The 17046-nt window shown below is 40.2% G+C and carries 14 protein-coding genes; 9 read left to right on the top strand and 5 right to left on the bottom strand.

Going from position 1 to position 17046, the window contains the following annotated elements:
- Window positions 1-71 precede the first annotated feature (71 nt).
- Together BQ7314_RS06835 and hflD are read left to right on the top strand one after the other, a co-directional pair.
- Window positions 72-506, top strand: a complete 435-nt coding sequence (locus BQ7314_RS06835) for a rhodanese-like domain-containing protein (protein WP_174482956.1) — start codon at window positions 72-74, stop codon at window positions 504-506.
- Window positions 507-509: 3 nt separating this feature from the next.
- Window positions 510-1154, top strand: coding sequence for a high frequency lysogenization protein HflD (hflD, locus tag BQ7314_RS06830; protein WP_174482955.1), 645 nt, complete (start codon window positions 510-512; stop codon window positions 1152-1154).
- A gap of 136 nt (window positions 1155-1290) precedes the next feature.
- Here hflD and BQ7314_RS06825 read toward each other — a convergent pair whose 3' ends face one another.
- From BQ7314_RS06825 to hpnH, 5 genes are read right to left on the bottom strand one after another with little or no spacing between them, the layout of a single operon-like run.
- Window positions 1291-1839 carry a DUF1415 domain-containing protein gene (locus BQ7314_RS06825; RefSeq protein ID WP_174482954.1) on the bottom strand — a complete coding sequence of 183 codons (549 nt, stop codon included), beginning with the start codon at window positions 1837-1839 and terminating at the stop codon, window positions 1291-1293.
- Between the two features lie 9 nt (window positions 1840-1848).
- Entirely contained in the window at window positions 1849-2616 is a 768-nt protein-coding gene (locus BQ7314_RS06820; protein ID WP_174482953.1) for an MlaA family lipoprotein, read from the bottom strand.
- Between the two features lie 17 nt (window positions 2617-2633).
- Window positions 2634-3245, bottom strand: a complete 612-nt coding sequence (locus tag BQ7314_RS06815; RefSeq protein ID WP_245394934.1) for an ABC transporter substrate-binding protein — start codon at window positions 3243-3245, stop codon at window positions 2634-2636.
- 6 nt (window positions 3246-3251) lie between these two features.
- Window positions 3252-4364, bottom strand: coding sequence for a glycosyltransferase (locus BQ7314_RS06810; RefSeq protein ID WP_174482952.1), 1113 nt, complete (start codon window positions 4362-4364; stop codon window positions 3252-3254).
- 7 nt (window positions 4365-4371) lie between these two features.
- The gene (gene hpnH / locus BQ7314_RS06805; protein WP_174482951.1) at window positions 4372-5466 is read right to left on the bottom strand and encodes an adenosyl-hopene transferase HpnH; all 1095 of its coding nucleotides are present in this window, start codon (window positions 5464-5466) and stop codon (window positions 4372-4374) included.
- A gap of 378 nt (window positions 5467-5844) precedes the next feature.
- On the opposite strand from hpnH, the gene BQ7314_RS06800 reads away from it, so the two are divergent.
- The 7 genes from BQ7314_RS06800 to BQ7314_RS06770 all read left to right on the top strand — a co-directional run bounded on the left by BQ7314_RS06800 (window position 5845) and on the right by BQ7314_RS06770 (window position 16530).
- A complete protein-coding gene (locus BQ7314_RS06800; RefSeq protein WP_174482950.1) occupies window positions 5845-6924 on the top strand; it encodes a phytoene/squalene synthase family protein in 1080 nt (359 codons plus the stop codon).
- 32 nt (window positions 6925-6956) lie between these two features.
- A complete protein-coding gene (shc, locus tag BQ7314_RS06795) occupies window positions 6957-8849 on the top strand; it encodes a squalene--hopene cyclase (RefSeq protein WP_245394933.1) in 1893 nt (630 codons plus the stop codon).
- The gene (locus BQ7314_RS06790) at window positions 8846-9553 is read left to right on the top strand and encodes a phosphorylase family protein (protein WP_245394932.1); all 708 of its coding nucleotides are present in this window, start codon (window positions 8846-8848) and stop codon (window positions 9551-9553) included. Before shc ends, BQ7314_RS06790 begins: the two co-directional genes overlap by 4 nt.
- Window positions 9554-9561: 8 nt before the next feature.
- Window positions 9562-12165: an MMPL family transporter gene (locus BQ7314_RS06785; protein WP_174482947.1), complete on the top strand. Its 2604-nt coding sequence runs from the start codon at window positions 9562-9564 to the stop codon at window positions 12163-12165.
- Between the two features lie 21 nt (window positions 12166-12186).
- Entirely contained in the window at window positions 12187-13578 is a 1392-nt protein-coding gene (locus BQ7314_RS06780) for an aspartate aminotransferase family protein (RefSeq protein WP_174482946.1), read from the top strand.
- Between the two features lie 12 nt (window positions 13579-13590).
- Entirely contained in the window at window positions 13591-15453 is a 1863-nt protein-coding gene (dxs, locus tag BQ7314_RS06775; protein WP_174482945.1) for a 1-deoxy-D-xylulose-5-phosphate synthase, read from the top strand.
- Window positions 15454-15627: 174 nt separating this feature from the next.
- Entirely contained in the window at window positions 15628-16530 is a 903-nt protein-coding gene (locus BQ7314_RS06770; RefSeq protein ID WP_174482944.1) for a cytochrome c oxidase assembly protein, read from the top strand.
- Window positions 16531-17046 lie beyond the last annotated feature (516 nt).

The following is a 17046-nucleotide window of genomic DNA, read 5'->3' as shown; positions in this document are numbered from 1 at the left end:
TAATCATGATATAAATTGACAATAAGTTCAGTTTGAATAAATAAATCTCACACACTATATAAGTCATTATTATGTTAATTAAACACGCGCTCATACTTTTCTTTTTATTCTCTACTAAAATCCTGAGTGCAGCGGAACTCATTGATTTGACTGCTAATGATGTAAGTAATGAACTAAATAATAAAGCCTTAGTTATTGATATTCGTACGCCACAAGAATGGCAAAAAACAGGCATTATTCCCGGCAGTCATCCACTGATGTTTTTCGACAAAGAAGGAAAATACAATGCAAAACAATGGCTTACTGAAGTTAAAAAACTACAAACATCACCTAATCAAGAAATTATCTTAGTTTGCCAATCAGGTAGGCGTAGTGGCAAGGTCGGTCATTATTTAACAAACCAGCTCAAGATGTCACATATCGCACATCTTGCTCATGGCATGGCCTCTTGGTTAAAGGAAAAACGCCCTACACAAAAAATGTGTTCACCTACTCAAACTTGCTAATTCATGTCATTTAAAACAACCACTTACCAAACAATTGCTCTTGCAGGCATAGCCCAAGTAGCGCATTTAGTTCAACAATTAGCCACGACAGGCAAAGCCGATAACAAAGCCATTGAAGCCAGCTTAAAGAGCATATTAACCATTGATGTAGACAACCCTGTAGATACTTATGGTGGCTTAGCCGGTATACGCGTCGGTTTAGAGGAGCTGCAAACACAACTAAGTAGCAATAAGATGACTAACCCTGAGCAAGCTCGGTATGCAGCATCTTTAGTCTTTTTAGAGAGTAAATTTTCTGACAACCCAGATATGCAGAGGCAAGTGCAACACAAAATAAAAGTTGCCCAAGCTCAAAATGAACATTTTGGTATTATGCATGAAAATGTCATTGCCAATTTAGCCGATATTTACCACACAACAATCAGTACAATAAACCCACGCATCATGGTCAATGGCGACCAATCTTACTTAGCTTCGACAGGTATTATCAATCAAATACGAGCCTTATTACTCGCAGGAATCCGCTCGACCATGCTCTGGAGACAGTGCGGTGGCAGTCGCTGGCGTTTTATCTTTTTTAGACGAAAGATTCTAGCAGAGGTAGAGTTTTTATTATCTGAAATAGAAAAAACCAAGCTAATCGATTAAATAGCTTATACATTCAGGGCTTACACTTAAGCCGAAACATTAGGAAGGGTACGCAATGCGTACCCTACTACGCCTCATTATTTTAAAATAAAACCTAAGTCGTAAAGTTTTTCTACTCTCTGGGCATGGATTTAAGCTAAGTCACAGTATCTTTCAAGAGACTTTGCATTTTCTCCAAACCTAACTCTCTTGCAAGCTTGATATTAGTTTCTGGAATATTTTCCGGATTTTTATAACTGGCCAAAGCTCGCTCTATACTTGCTTCGCGAATCAAATGCAGCATAGGATAAGGCGAACGATTGGTATAGTTAGCAGGGTCATCCTCATCACTATCAGCAAAGCAATAATCAGGGTGAAAACTGGCTAATTGATAAACGCCTTCATAACCTTTTTCCTCCATAAAATCATTAGCTATATCAACTACATCCAAAAAATTTTCGAAATCTTGTAAGGAATTTTCGTAAATAAGCAGCGTAGTTTCTAGTTCGCTATCTTGCTCTAACCTCAGTGCCTCAGCCGCTAAATCCTCTAAACAGCACTCTAGTGATTGCGCATCACTGACTTGAAAATGAACTTTCCCCTGCTCAAAAACAGGCTTGGCAAAAGGACAAAAATTAAGTCCAATAACAACCTTTTCTAACCAAGCCTTTGTTTGATTAATAACTTTTTCATTTTGAGCTATCATCTATTTACTTTATAGTCCAATTTCCAACATTTCCAACTCCTCTTCCTCCTCATCAAATATCTCTTCCATATCAAGTATTAACAAGTCATCTGAGGCATTTTCACCTTCAGTAATTTGATAATCACGCCACTGTAGATAAGAAGTACGCATAAAGACATAAGGATCAACTGCCACTTCATTAATAAAGTTTAAAGACTGCGTAGCATTAGAACGTGCATTAAAAACACCTAATAATTGTATAGGCCAAATGGCATAATTCGCTGGACTGCAAAAAGCATCAACAATCTCTCCTGGAATTGTGCGATAAGCTGAAGGGCCCAATAAAGGAAGTACTAAATACTCACCTCTAGGCACACCCCAAACCGCTAAGGTTTGGTCAAAGTCTTCTTCATGATATTCAATATCCGCATAGCTAGCGACATTAATCAAGCCGCCAAAACCTAGCAAAGTATTAATAAGAAAGCGTTCAAAATCAACACCTGCCTGCTGCTCTTTGCCTTGCAAGCCATCGTTAAGGATAGTTTTAGGTTCTTTTAAATTATTAAAAAAATTTGTTACTGCGCTTTCTAATAAATCAGGAAGAATCCATTGATATCCCGTAACGAGTGGTGATGCCACATAAGTATCCACACCATCATTAAAAGCATAGATAGTACGATTCAACTCTTCATGCGGATCTTGCGCATTGACTTCCAGCTCTCTCCCTGAACTAGCACAAGCTGTTAATAGCAGAATACCCACAAGACTAATAACCCAAAAAATCAATCGACTATTCACAAATATTCCACTTAACTTTACTGAGAGAATTTTTTAATTTTAGCAGAAATTTCGGTGATTAAAGCATCAAAACCCGATTTCCGAATCACCGAAACATACTCAGAACGCTTTAATGCCAAATCACTCACGCCATTGGTAATGATATTGATAATGCGCCAACCATGCCCAGTTTTTTTCAATAAATAATCCATACTGACATCTTTATCATCCGGCAGTACTAAAAATGTGTGTACGTAAATTTGCCCTGGAGATAGCTGCTTCACTGACTCTATTTTAAAACTTTCCCCCGAAAAGCTCTTAAAATAATGTGCATAAGAAGCAATACTTAAAGTACTAAATTTTTGAATCAGCTCTTGCTTTTGTTCTTTTGTTAATTTTTTCCATTCTTTACTAACTATAATTCGAGTAATTTTAGCTAAATCATGAGTCTTAATAACAACCGGTTTTAACTGTTCAAAACGCTGGTCAAAATTCAATTTCTCGCCTTGCTGCATAACATGTAACAACTCAGATTGAAACCCTTGTACAACTTGACTAGCAATTTCGGTTTCTGCAACCTCCTCCGCAGCTGCTAACTGACTTAAAAAAAGTAAAAAAAACGCAGTTATCATTTTTGTTAATAACATCATAATAATTCAACCTTTCTGGTAAATACGACCTTTCCAGCGCGAACGCTCACCCTGCCAGTAACGGATAGCAGAAGTCCAGGTCATTAATAAATATAATCCAGCAATGGCTGGCATACATAAAGCCCACGCACTATTCAGCGCGTAAAAACGTAAGGTAGGAAGATAAAGTCCTAACATAAGTACGGTAGACAATAACGAAAAAAACCATGCACTACCTGAAAAGCAGACTAAACCAATAAGCGGCAAGACATACATTAAAGTCATCATAAAAGTACAGGCCAACAACAAGCTATTGGAATATAGTAACTGAGTATAAGCCGTACGCGCTACCATATCCCATATTTCAATTAAAGAAACATAAGGCCGCTGACTAATTACACCATGGGTCAAACCTACCCAGGTTTTATAGCCAGCCTGTTTAATTTTCTTAGCGAGTGAGCAATCATCAATTACTGCACCTTTAATTGCCGCCATGCCGCCTATTTTCTGTAAAGCTGCAGTATCAACCAAAATACAACCACCCGCTGCCGCAGCCATCTTGCTTTTTGGATTATTCGCTAAAGCAAAAGGGTAGAGCATTTTAAAAAAATAAATAAAGGCTGGCATTAACATTTTTTCCCAAAAGCTATCTACTTTTAGCATTGCCATCAGTGAAACAAACTGTAGGTTCTCACTATCACGCTTATTAATTAAACTCGCCAAAATACCGGGCATTAAATGAATGTCCGCATCTAACAACAACGTTACTGGCGTTTTAACTGCTTGCAGGCCCTGCTCTTGTGCCCATAACTTTCCAGTCCAGCCTTCAGGTAAAGGTTCGGAGTGGATAATAGTTAAACCCACCACTTTTTGCTTTAATGCAATCTCAGCAGTGCCATCTGTTGACTCATCATCCACTAAAATGATGTGCAACCCCTGCCCTTGCACTTTAAGTGATTGTAAAGTATCCGCGATCACCAGTGCTTCATCTCGTGCGGGGATAATCACAGTTACATCACTTAAATCAACAGTGCCTAACTTATCTACCTCTAAAATCTCTCTGGCTCGCCAAGGTTGCCACGGCAGTAATGCAGTAATTAACCAAATAATGGCTGCTAATGCGCTTAGGTATTCGCTCATACAAAAATTAAGCGCTCCTCGAATCAACTGTAACGGGAATACCACTTAATGACGAACCTTTATAGCTTGGTGCCTCAACCATAGGCCCATCAACCTTAGGACCACGAATTGCAGCTCCTAAAGCTTTTAAAGGATGTGCCAAAGTATCCGACACCGCCGTTGCTTCATAACCACAATGCGCCATACAGCCTTCACACTTAGGATTTTTGCCTGCACCGTATTTATCCCACGGTGTAGAATCCATCATCTCTTGAAAACTATCAACATAGCCTTCATCGGACAGTAAATAGCACGGCTTTTGCCAGCCAAATACATTGCGTGTTGGATTACCCCATGGCGTACAGTCATAATTTTGATTGCCTGCCAAATAATCTAAATACAATGACGAGTGATTTAATTTCCAGCTTTTATTTTTGCCAATAGCAAAAATACCCCGAAATAACTCTTTGGCTGCATGGCTAGAAATAAAAGAATCTTGGTCAGGTGCATGTTCATAACTAAACCCTGGTGCAATGGTAATACCTTCAACACCTAATTCAGTTGCATAATCTAAGAATTCAGCGACTTCTTGCGGTGTTTCACCTTGGAACAAGGTACAGTTAATAGTGACACGAAAACCTTTATCTAAAGCTAATTTAATGGCATCAACAGCAATATCAAAAACACCCTCTTGGCACACAGATGTATCATGTCTCAGCTGATTACCATCTAAATGAATAGAAAAAGTTAAATAAGGTGATGGCGTATAATCATCAATTTTCTTTTTCAATAACAAAGCATTGGTACAAAGATAAATGAATTTTTTACGCTCGATAATCCCAGCAACAATTTCTGGCATTTCTTTATGAATTAAAGGCTCGCCCCCTGGAATAGATACCATAGGAGCGCCACATTCATCAACAGCTTGCAAACACTCTTCAACCGATAAGCGTTTATTTAAAATATCATCTGGATAAGCAATTTTACCACAGCCAGAACATGCTAAATTACAGCGAAATAAAGGCTCAAGCATTAACACTAAAGGGTACTTATCGACCCCTTTGAATTTTTGCTTCATTAAATAAGTACCTACAGCAATTTGCTGTCTTAAAGGAACGCCCATGCAGTTTACTCCAAACTTTATATAGATAAATCAACTAAAGTTGCAAATATGCAACAAAAAAAGCAATTCTTGAAACCAAGCTATGTAATGACTTAAATAACACTTAACTTAAGACACATTATCAATTGCTAATAATTGATAAGCATACTATTTTTAAGCACTGAACACCAGTTAGCAGATTTATTTTTTAGCAAAATAGCCCCCATAAGTCGCCTACAAAAAATGATAAATCATCGTTAACTAACGACTTCAGCACACAAAACAAGCAGTACATTTGCAAAAAAACAACAGACTTTGTATTTAGCCTACATTCAGTCTATAATTTGTCACTAACTTGATTTACTTTGCCGCCAACATCACCTATTATTTTTAAAGAGTATGACTGATACCAACCTATCTATTGATAATCCAGAGTCGCTTTTAGCGGCTTCTGTCGATGAATTTCAAGCCATATTACTTGAAGGTGTTTCACGGACATTTGCACTCACTATCCCACAATTACCTAAAGGCCTATACGAAGCCGTTGCTAATGCATACTTACTGTGCAGAATTGTTGATACCGTTGAAGATGAAGTCTCACTCACAGCTGAACAAAAAGAACAATTTCTTAGTCGCTTTATAGAAGTAGTAAAAACCGGTAAAGACGCTCAAGCCTTTGCTACCGACTTAGCACCACTACTATCTGAACAAACAATTCCAGCAGAACACATTCTGATTAAAGTAACGCCACGCGTTATTGATATCACACATAGCTTTGCACCTAAACAAATTGAAGCCCTGCTTAGCTGTGTTGAAACCATGGCTAAAGGCATGCCAGCGTATCAAAGCATGGATTTACAGGGTGGTTTGGCAACTCTGAAAGACATGGATGAATACTGTTATTATGTTGCTGGCTGCGTTGGTGAAATGTTAGCCAAATTATTTTGCCATTATTCACCTGAAATCAACAAACATCACGACCAACTGCTTAAGCTTTCCACATCGTTTGGTCAAGGCCTGCAAATGACCAATATCTTAAAAGACATCTGGGATGATGCGCAGCGCGGTGTTTGCTGGCTACCGCAAGATATTTTTACAGAAACAGGATTTGATCTAAAAGACCTAAATACTGCAACCAGCACTAAAGAATTTCAGTTAGGCTTAGAGCATTTAATCAGCATTGCTCAAGGCCATTTAAAGAACGCTTTAACTTATACTCTGCTTATTCCTAGTCATGAAACAGGCATGCGTAACTTTTGCCTGTGGGCATTAGGCATGGCGGTGCTTACATTGAATGAAATCAAAGCGCACTTAGACTTTAATGACTCTGATCAGGTCAAAATAACACGAAAAAGCGTTAAAAGAACTATTCTGACAACCAAGCTCATTGGCCGAAGTAATTTTTTACTGACCTACGTGTTTAATGCCAAAAGCAAAGCGCTTATTTGCACAGACTGGCACTATCAAGCAAAAAGCTAATTCATAGAATGTTTACTGAAAATTACAACAACATGATTAACACTCGCACTTTAGAGTGTGCCATACAGGTTGCACAGGACAAACTTTTGTCTTTGCAACACAAGGATGGTTATTGGATTTTTGAACTGGAAGCAGACTGCACAATCCCAGCTGAATACATCATGATGATGCATTACTTGGATGATATAGATGCAAAACTGCAAGCTAAAATCGCGAACTATTTACGTGCCAACCAGGCTAAAGATGGTAGCTATCCTTTATTCCATGGCGGTACTGGAGACATCAGTTGTAGTATCAAAGTTTATTATGCTTTAAAAATGGCTGGCGACCAACCAGAGCAACCGCATATGGCACGCTTACGCGACTATATTCTCAGCCAAGGCGGCGCGGCAAAAGCAAACGTATTTACCCGCATCGCCCTCGCTATTTTTGAACAACTCCCCTGGCGTGGCGTGCCGTTTATTCCTGTGGAAATCATGTTATTACCCAAATGGTTTCCTTTCCATATTGACAAGGTTTCCTACTGGTCAAGAACTGTTATGGTGCCGTTATTTATTCTTTGCACACTTGAAGCAAAGGCTAAAAATCCACTTAATATTGATATTTTAGAGCTATTTATTACCCATCCCGACAAAGAGCAACATTATTTTTCCGAAAGAGGACTACTCAATAAATTCTTTTTATTTTTAGATGCACTAGGGCGTAAATCAAGGGTACTGGTTACCGATAAAATGCATCGCCGCGCAGTTGATAAGGCACTTACTTGGTTTACCGAAAGATTAAATGGTGAAGATGGCCTAGGAGGAATTTTCCCTGCGATGGTCAACGCTTATGAGGCTATGCTATTACTTGGTATCCCAGCAGATGATGAGCGCGTCATTACCGCTCGTAAAGCCATTGATAAACTATTAGTTATCAAAGAAGACGAAGCCTATTGCCAGCCTTGCCTGTCTCCCGTTTGGGACACGGGTTTAACTTTACTAGCCTTACAAGAGGTTAATTTATCCGGTTCAAAAGCCTATAGAGAACGCGCTTATACTTGGCTAAAAACCAAACAATTATCTGACGAACCAGGTGACTGGCGCATACAGCGACCTAATTTAGCAGGTGGCGGCTGGGCTTTTCAATTTGAAAACCCTCACTACCCTGACGTTGATGATACCGCTGTTGTCGCCTTTGGCATGGCCACTTCAGACCTACCCGATATGGATGAGTCTATACACAGAGCGACCCGCTGGATAGCAGGCATGCAAGCGTCCAATGGCGGCTACGGTGCATTTGATGTAGATAATATTTATTACTATCTAAATGAAATCCCTTTTGCAGACCACGGCGCATTACTAGACCCACCAACAGTTGATGTTAGCGCACGCTGCGTTATGCTTATGGCTAAAGTTTCACAAGGCCATGAAGAATATTTACCCGCTTACCAACGTTGCATAAATTATATTCGCAGCGAACAAGAAGCAGACGGCTCATGGTTTGGTCGCTGGGGAACCAATTATATTTATGGTGTATGGTCAGTCCTTATGGCACTAGAACATACTGATATTTCTAAATCAGACCCAATGTACACCAAAGCGACTCACTGGATTAAAAGCGTACAAAATAAAGATGGCGGCTGGGGGGAAGACAATCAAAGCTATGAGGATGAAAGCCTGCGCGGCCAATTCCATACTAGCACCGCCTTCCAAACCGCGTGGGCACTCCTAGCTCTAATGGCAGCGGGCGAAACTGATACGCAAGAAGTAAAAGCAGGCATTAGCTATTTATTAAACAGCCAAACCGAAGAAGGTGTATGGGCAGACGAATGTCATACAGCACCAGGCTTTCCACGCGTTTTTTATTTAAAGTACCACGGCTATGATAAGTTCTTTCCACTATGGGCCTTAGCGCGCTATAGAAACGAGCAAAATAAAACGTGATAACTGGTATTCTCGTTGCTTTACCTGAAGAACTGCATACCCTGACAAAAACAAAAATAAAGCAGGGGGAATGCATAACGATGACTAAAAATATAATCATTATCCTATCGGGGGCTGGCCCTGAAAATGCGCGTATTGCGGCACAAACTTTAATAGACCAAGGTGCAAAGCAGTTAATCAGTTGGGGCTGTGCTGGCGCTATCGCGCCATACCTAAAAGCAGGTGACTTGTTAATCCCAGAGTCAATATACACTCAAAGCCAACGCCTTATTGCTACGCATACGTCATGGTCCAAGAAAATAATAGCAAATTTAGCAAACAGCACAAAATATTACACAGGTACATTATTAGAAAGTGATTCAGTCGTTGCTTTAGCGCAGGCAAAAAACAGACTTCATCAATCAACCCACGCATTAGCTATCGATATGGAGTCAGGCGCAGTTGCACGTATCGCTCAAGAGGCACAAGTACCCTTTATTGCTTTACGTAGCATCGTGGATCCTGCTAATTTAGATTTACCCAACGCAATCCATTATGCTATGACTAAATCAGGGGTAGTCTCCATACCTAAGCTTATGCTTTATTTATGCCATCACCCGCACGAACTACCCCGATTAATTAAATTAGGTTTAAACTTTCATGCCGCGAGCAAAACACTTAAGCACCTTGCTCAACAACTTCCGCAAATAACCCAAGCTCAATGAATCCCAATATGTCACGCTCAGCAAAAATACTCGAATGGCTAGGTCATTTTATTGTCCGCTATGCCTGGCTTCTTGTTATTAGTACTTTATTACTTAGTAGCCTAAGTCTTTATTATGTCAAAGACCATTTAGGGGTAAATAATAATTCAGCAGAAATGCTGTCACCTGATTTACCGTTCCAAAAAGATACCAAGCGCTTTGATACGGCTTTTCCACAAAATGCTGATACCATTATTTTTATCGTTGAGGCAGCAACACCTGAAGAGACAGCTATTGCATCTAAGCAATTATTAAATTCTCTGAAAAATAGTAGTCACTACTTTGAGTCCAGTTATATTCCGGAGGATAATGCCTTTTTCCGTCAACAAGCACTCCTCTATTTGTCACCAGAGGAATTGGAGAATTTAGCCTCTAATTTAACAGACGCACAACCTTTTATTGGCTATCTTACACAAAATTATAGTTTAACTGGCTTATTTACCATTTTAACCCAAGCCCTAGAGCAGCAAGATAGCGTTATCAGCCAAAGCTTACCTGCCTTACTAAACAGTATTAACCAAGCCATTATCAATACGATACGCAATCAAAGCTATCACGTTTCATGGCAAACAATTTTAAACCCTAGCAAATTAGCAAACAAAACACGGCGCATCGTTATAGCTAAACCAAAACGTGATTTTTACTCAATGATGCCAGCTGCAGCGGCAGTCAAAAAAGCACGAGAAATTACCGCACAATTAAGCGCTAATATGGCCAATCTAAAAATTGGCATTACCGGTGATGTAGTCTTACAACACGAAGAGCTAGAAAGTATCGGTGATGGCGCCGTTTTAAGTGGTATAGGCTCCTTTATACTGGTTTTTCTTATTCTTTTTCGCTGCTTCCACTCTTTTAAGCTACTGTTTGCAACAATTATTACCTTATTAATAGGTCTGTCACTTACGGCTGGTTTTGCTGCAATTGCCATTGGCCATCTTAATGTCATCTCTATCTCTTTTGCGGCTCTTTATATCGGTCTAGGCGTTGATTTCGCAATCCATGTTTGCTTACACTACCGTGAAGGAATAGCACAAAAACATAGTCATTTTATCGCCATAAAAAAAGCATTACATAGTGTAGGGTTCTCGTTATTTCTTTGCGCTCTTACCACTTCGATTGCCTTTTTTGCGTTTGTCCCAACTGATTATAAAGGCGTATCAGAGCTTGGTTTAATCTCAGGGGTCAGTATGTTTATTAGCCTAGGCTTATCTTTAGTGTTCTTACCTGCACTATTAAGTCTATTGAATTTAAAAAAAGCCCATGCATTCGAAAATAGCAACCAAACTAGCTGGATTAAAACAGTTCCTTTACGCTATAAAAAAACCATTCGCAGTATCAGCATTCTCCTAGCAATTGCTTGCTTATTTGCTATTCCTTATATTACTTTCGACTCTAACCCCGTCGATATGCGTAATCCAAACTCACCCTCTGTTATTGCTTTTAAGAATTTATTAAAATCAACAACAGACTCCCCCTATGCACTCAACGCTTTGTGCAAAAATATAGAAGAAACACACTCGCTAGTACAGAAACTAAAACAACTCCCCACTGTTAGTAACACAGTAACATTAACAGATTTAGTCCCTAGCGACCAAGAAGACAAACTATTCACCATCGAAGATCTAAATATGATCTTAGGTCCACAGTTAAGTCAATTCGACAGTACCTTAGCACCATCAGATACCCCAAAAGTGCTCAGTGAGTTTCAAAACACCCTAAGTTCAGTACTGAAAAACAACCAATCCGGTATAAGTGCTGAAATTCTACAGGCCCTTAGCCACAGTATCGGGCAGTATCAAGCCGCCTTACAACAATCTACTGACCCAGCACAACTAAACAAAAGACTAGATGACAGCATTTTAGGTCTACTACCGCATACAATCAGTACGTTAAGCCAGAGTTTAACAGCCTATGAATTTAACCTAGACAGCCTGCCTGATTACATACGTAATCAATGGTTAAGTCCTACGGGTATTTATCGCGTCATGATATTACCCAAACAAGACTTAAATATTCCAGCTAATTTAAAACAATTCGCCTTAGATGTACAAAGCGTTGCTCCCGCTGCTGTTGGTTTACCTGTCGGTGATTTAGCATCAGGGCAAGCCGTGGTCAATGCCTTTAAAATGGCTTTTAGCTTCTCATTTGCCTTAATTACAATATTATTATTGTTAATATTAAAAAGCCTTTACAAAACATTACTTGTGCTAGGGCCTTTGATTTTAGCGTCTTTACTTACTTGTAGCGTTAATGTTTTACTTGGCATTCCGTTTAATTTTGCTAATATAATCGCCCTCCCCTTACTTTTAGGCATGGGTGTGGATAGCGGCATCCATATTATGCACTGTCTACACGAGCAGCTTGAGGATAATCAGCATATACTACAGTCCAGCACCGCGCGAGGCGTTATGTTTAGCTCGATTACCACCATGAGCAGCTTTATCAGTTTAGCTTTAATTCCTCATTTTGGCATAGCTAGCATGGGTATCACCTTAGCCGTCGGCATTAGCTTTACCTTAATTTGCACCTTAATCGTACTGCCTGCATTTAGTAACAAAACAATTACTCTTTAACACTGAAATTCGAAGATTACCATGGCCTTTAGTATTACTGAACTTTTTACTCAACATAACCAAGAAAAATTTGAGCTGCATGAAAAACACCTGAACAATCAGATGGTTCGGGTATTGCAGACAATTGGTTATGATCGTACCTACACGAAGGCGACCGGGCAATATTTGTACGATCAAGACAACCAAGAATATTTAGATTGCCTCAGTGGCTTTGGCGTTTTTGCAGTAGGCCGTAATCATCCTACTGTGGTCAGTGCATTACAAGAAACCCTGACATTAGAGCTACCTAATTTGGTACAGATGGATGTTTCTTTGCTAAGTGGTTTATTAGCTAAAAAGATTCTCGAGACCACCCCAGATAATCTAAGCAAGATGTTTTTCTGTAATTCAGGGACAGAATCTGTAGAAGCCGCGATTAAATTTGCACGCTACACCACAAAACGCGAAAAAATCGTTTATTGCGATCATAGCTATCACGGCCTAACAATGGGATCTTTATCCTTGGTAGGCGAAGAGGTCTTCCGTGAAGGTTTTGGTCCTTTTTTACCTGGCTGCAGCTCCGTCCCCTTTAATAACCTTGAAGCATTAGAAAGTGCCCTCAGCAATGAAGATGTCGCCGCGTTTATTGTTGAGCCTATACAAGGCAAAGGCGTTAATATTCCTGACGATAACTACTTACCAGAAGTTGAACGCTTATGTAAAAAATACGGCACTTTATTTGTCGCTGATGAAGTACAGACAGGTATCGGACGTACTGGGAAATTTTGGGCAATCGATCACTGGGGCGTTAAGCCCGATATGATATGCATGGCAAAAGCCTTATCCGGTGGCTTTGTACCTGTTGGCGGCGTTGCCATAACTAGTAAAATTATGGATACTGTATTCAACCGTATGGATAGAGCAGTAGTACATGGTTCTACCTTTTCAAAAAACAATATGGCAATGGCCGCAGGCTTAGCTACACTTCAGGTCATGGAAGAGGAGAGCTTAGTTGAAAATTGCGCGCAAGTCGGCACCGACATCATTAATAGTATCAATGCCATGGCACCTAAATATGAATTCCTAAAAGAAGCCCGCGGCAAAGGCCTAATGATTGCCATTGAATTCCAAGCACCCAAAAGTTTAAAACTAAAAGCAGCATGGGCAGCTCTTGAAGCAGCAAATAAAGGCTTATTCTGCCAGATGGTCACCATTCCTTTATTTAAAGAACATCATTTACTTACACAAGTGGCTGGACACGGCATGAACGTAGTCAAATTATTACCACCACTTAATTTAACGAATAAAGATCGCGACTGGATTGTAAATTCATTCGAACACGCCATTGCTGACACTCACAAAGTCCCTGGCTCAATTTGGACACTAGGTAAAAACCTAGCCAGCCATGCACTTAAAGCAAAAAAAGAGGCATAAGGAACGCACATTATGAATATTAAAGAAAACTACCCACTGTTAAATACCATTAACCTACCGAAAGATGTGCGCCAACTACCTAAAGAACAATTAAAACCTTTAGCTAAAGAGCTACGTGAATTTTTAACTCATTCAGTCAGCTTGTCTGGAGGTCATTTCTCTGCAGGCTTAGGCACCGTTGAATTAACGGTTGCTTTACACTATGTCTACAACACACCTAAAGACCAATTGGTTTGGGATGTAGGTCATCAAGCTTACCCGCATAAAATCTTGACTGGTCGTAAAGAACGCATGACCACTATTCGTACTAAAGACGGTGTATCTGCCTTCCCTAAACGTAAAGAAAGTGAATACGATGCCTTTGGTGTAGGTCATTCCAGTACATCTATCAGTGCTGCCTTAGGCATGGCTATTGCTGCCGAATCCAAAGGTGATGACAGCCGTATGGTTGCCATTATTGGCGATGGGAGTATTACTGGTGGCATGGCTTTTGAAGCGATGAACCATGCAGGCGCTATCGATGCAAATCTATTAGTTATTCTTAACGACAACGATATGGCAATCTCGCCCAATGTCGGTGCCATGAATAACTACTTCACCAAAGTTATCTCTAGCAGACTATATTCCACAGTACGCGAAGAAAGCAAAAGAGTACTCAGCAGCCTACCCGCTGTCTGGGAACTTGCACGTAAAACAGAAGAGCACGTAAAAGGTATGGTTGTCCCAGGCACTTTATTTGAAGAACTTGGGTTTAATTATATTGGCCCAATTGATGGGCACGATTTAGATATGCTAGTCCCCACCTTAGAAAAACTAAAAGAGCTTTCTGGGCCGGTATTTTTACATATCGTTACCAAAAAAGGTAAAGGCTATGCACCAGCAGAAAAAGACCCTTTAGCTTATCACGGTGTCCCCTCCTTTGACCGCACTAAAGACTCACTACCTAAATCTGCTCCCTCACCCCACCCCACTTATACTCAAGTCTTTGGACGCTGGTTATGTGATATGGCAGAAAAAGATAAGCGCCTACTAGCAATCACACCTGCTATGCGTGAAGGTTCAGGCATGGTGGAATACTCGGAACGTTTTCCAAAACGCTATTTCGATGTCGCTATTGCCGAACAACATGCGGTTACTTTAGCAGCCGGTCAAGCTTGTCAAGGAGCAAAACCCGTTGTCGCCATCTATTCTACTTTTTTACAACGCGCTTACGACCAACTGATTCACGATGTTGCCATTCAAAACCTAGACGTACTATTTGCCATTGATCGTGCAGGTTTAGTTGGTCCTGATGGGCCAACGCATGCCGGAAGCTTTGATTACAGCTTCCTACGCTGCATTCCAAATATGCTGATTATGGCACCTGCTGATGAAAATGAATGCCGCCAAATGTTGAGCACGGGCTATCAATATGAAGGCCCTGCATCAGTTCGCTATCCTCGTGGCAAAGGCCCAGGCACAGTTGTTAATACCGATTTAGATACCTTAGAAATTGGTAAAGCTGAGATTCGCCATCAAGGTGGACGCATTGCTATCCTTGCTTGGGGCAGCATGGTAACTCCAGGGCTTGAGGCTGGAAAACAACTGGGGGCAACCGTGATTAATATGCGCTTTATTAAACCTATTGATAAAGACATGATTTTAGCCATGGCTAAAACGCATGATGTCCTTGTTACTATTGAAGAGAATGCACTTGCTGGTGGTGCTGGTAGTGCCGTTAATGAGTTTTTACAGGCACAACGCATTCTTATGCCAGTATTAAATATTGCTCTTCCTGATGCCTATGTCGAGCAAGGTACACGCGAAGAATTATTAACAGAATGCGGTTTAGATACTCAAGGTATTGTGACTAGTATCGAAACATTCTGCGCATAACAACAACCTTACATGGGCTTAGCTTAATGGCTACGCACTTAAGACGGGACAGCTAATAACTCGTAGGGTGGACTTCAGTCCGCCATTGCTAAAAAGTGAACATCCCATTTTAAGTGCGCAGCCAATTTAATAAGCCAAACCCAAGCAACCTTCCACACTTAGATAAAAAACCCCGTGTTATCTATAAAAGTCTTCTTCACTCTCTGTCTTACTCTTTTCCCGCTACTGAGTTTTGCTCACGGCTCAATTGACCCCAGACAGTCTATTTGGTCTGCTTGGCTTTATACACCGGATGTTGCGATTCCTATGCTACTCACTGTGGTTGTTTATTTTCGCGGCCGTGCTAAAAGACGCGAAATAGGCCGCCCAGTAAGCACCGGCCAAACCATTACCTTTTTACTCGGCATGCTCTGCTTTGTCATTGCCTTACAATCTCCGCTAGAACCTCTGTCAGAACATTTTCTATTTTTTCATCAAATTGAACATTTATTGATGCGCGGCCTTGGGCCTTTGCTACTGATTTTAAGCATGCCTCTTGCCCCCTTATTGCAAGGGCTGCCTAAAACAATACGTCACAGCATTCTCACGCCAATTATTAGAAACAAGTTCATACAGCGGCTATATCATTTTTTCGGTCATCCTATTATTGCCTCTGTACTTTTTATAGCGACGTTATTAATCTGGCAAATACCCAGCCTACACAATCAAGCTTTAGCCGATCAATCGTTACACAATACTATGCACGCCACCATGATTATTACCGGCTTCTTTTTCTGGTGGTTGATTTGTGATCCAAGACAAAAATCAGCACGCGTCTCTTTTGGAGTTCGCATCATTATTTTATGGCTAGTGACCATCCCTAATACCATTATTGGTGCCATCATTACCTTAAAAAAAGACCCTATTTATACGGCTTATGATGTACTAAACGGACGTTTAGATATTGCAATGATGCTTGACCAGCAACTAGGCGGCATTATCGTCTGGGGACCTGGCGGCATGATGGGGTTGATTGGTACAGCGGTGGTGTTTTTCTTATGGACACGTAAAGATAAAAAAATTCGTTATACTTCGTAAAATTTTGGGCTATGAAAATCATGTAACCCAACTTATAAGGCTTCTAACGTACTTTTTTCCAATATTATAGGCCCATTAATAAAGGATTGGCATATGAGAGTTAGCTAACTCTGCAATCATGGTTAAGTCATTATTCTTACCGTCCTTCAAGTCCAGATTAAACTTCCTGTCACAGAGAACCAATTTTCTTAACCCAAAGACATTAGATAAATGCAGTCTGTCTGTCAAAAACATGTCATATAACTGACACTAGATAGACATATAACTTTCCTATAATAAAGCCCTCAACTCCCCCGGGAGCTGTGTTATGTCCTTTATTAACTGGAGAAAAAGCATGAAAAAAATACTTATACTGCTAGCATTTAGTTTGTTAGCAGATGTTACTGTGGCACAAGATGAAGCGTAACTTCTCATTATCCACAGGCAAATATTAAAAAATTGCTTTACAATATATTCTATGAACTCGCCTAAACCGAAACTGCCAGAGATAAATGAAGAAGATCGCACGCCGCTAGT

The sequence above is a fragment of the methanotrophic endosymbiont of Bathymodiolus puteoserpentis (Logatchev) genome, from assembly GCF_900128525.1.
In the GTDB taxonomy this organism is placed as follows: domain Bacteria; phylum Pseudomonadota; class Gammaproteobacteria; order Methylococcales; family Methylomonadaceae; genus Methyloprofundus.
Note: the sequence above shows the minus strand (reverse complement) of the source record. Positions and strands in the feature narration are given on the sequence as shown.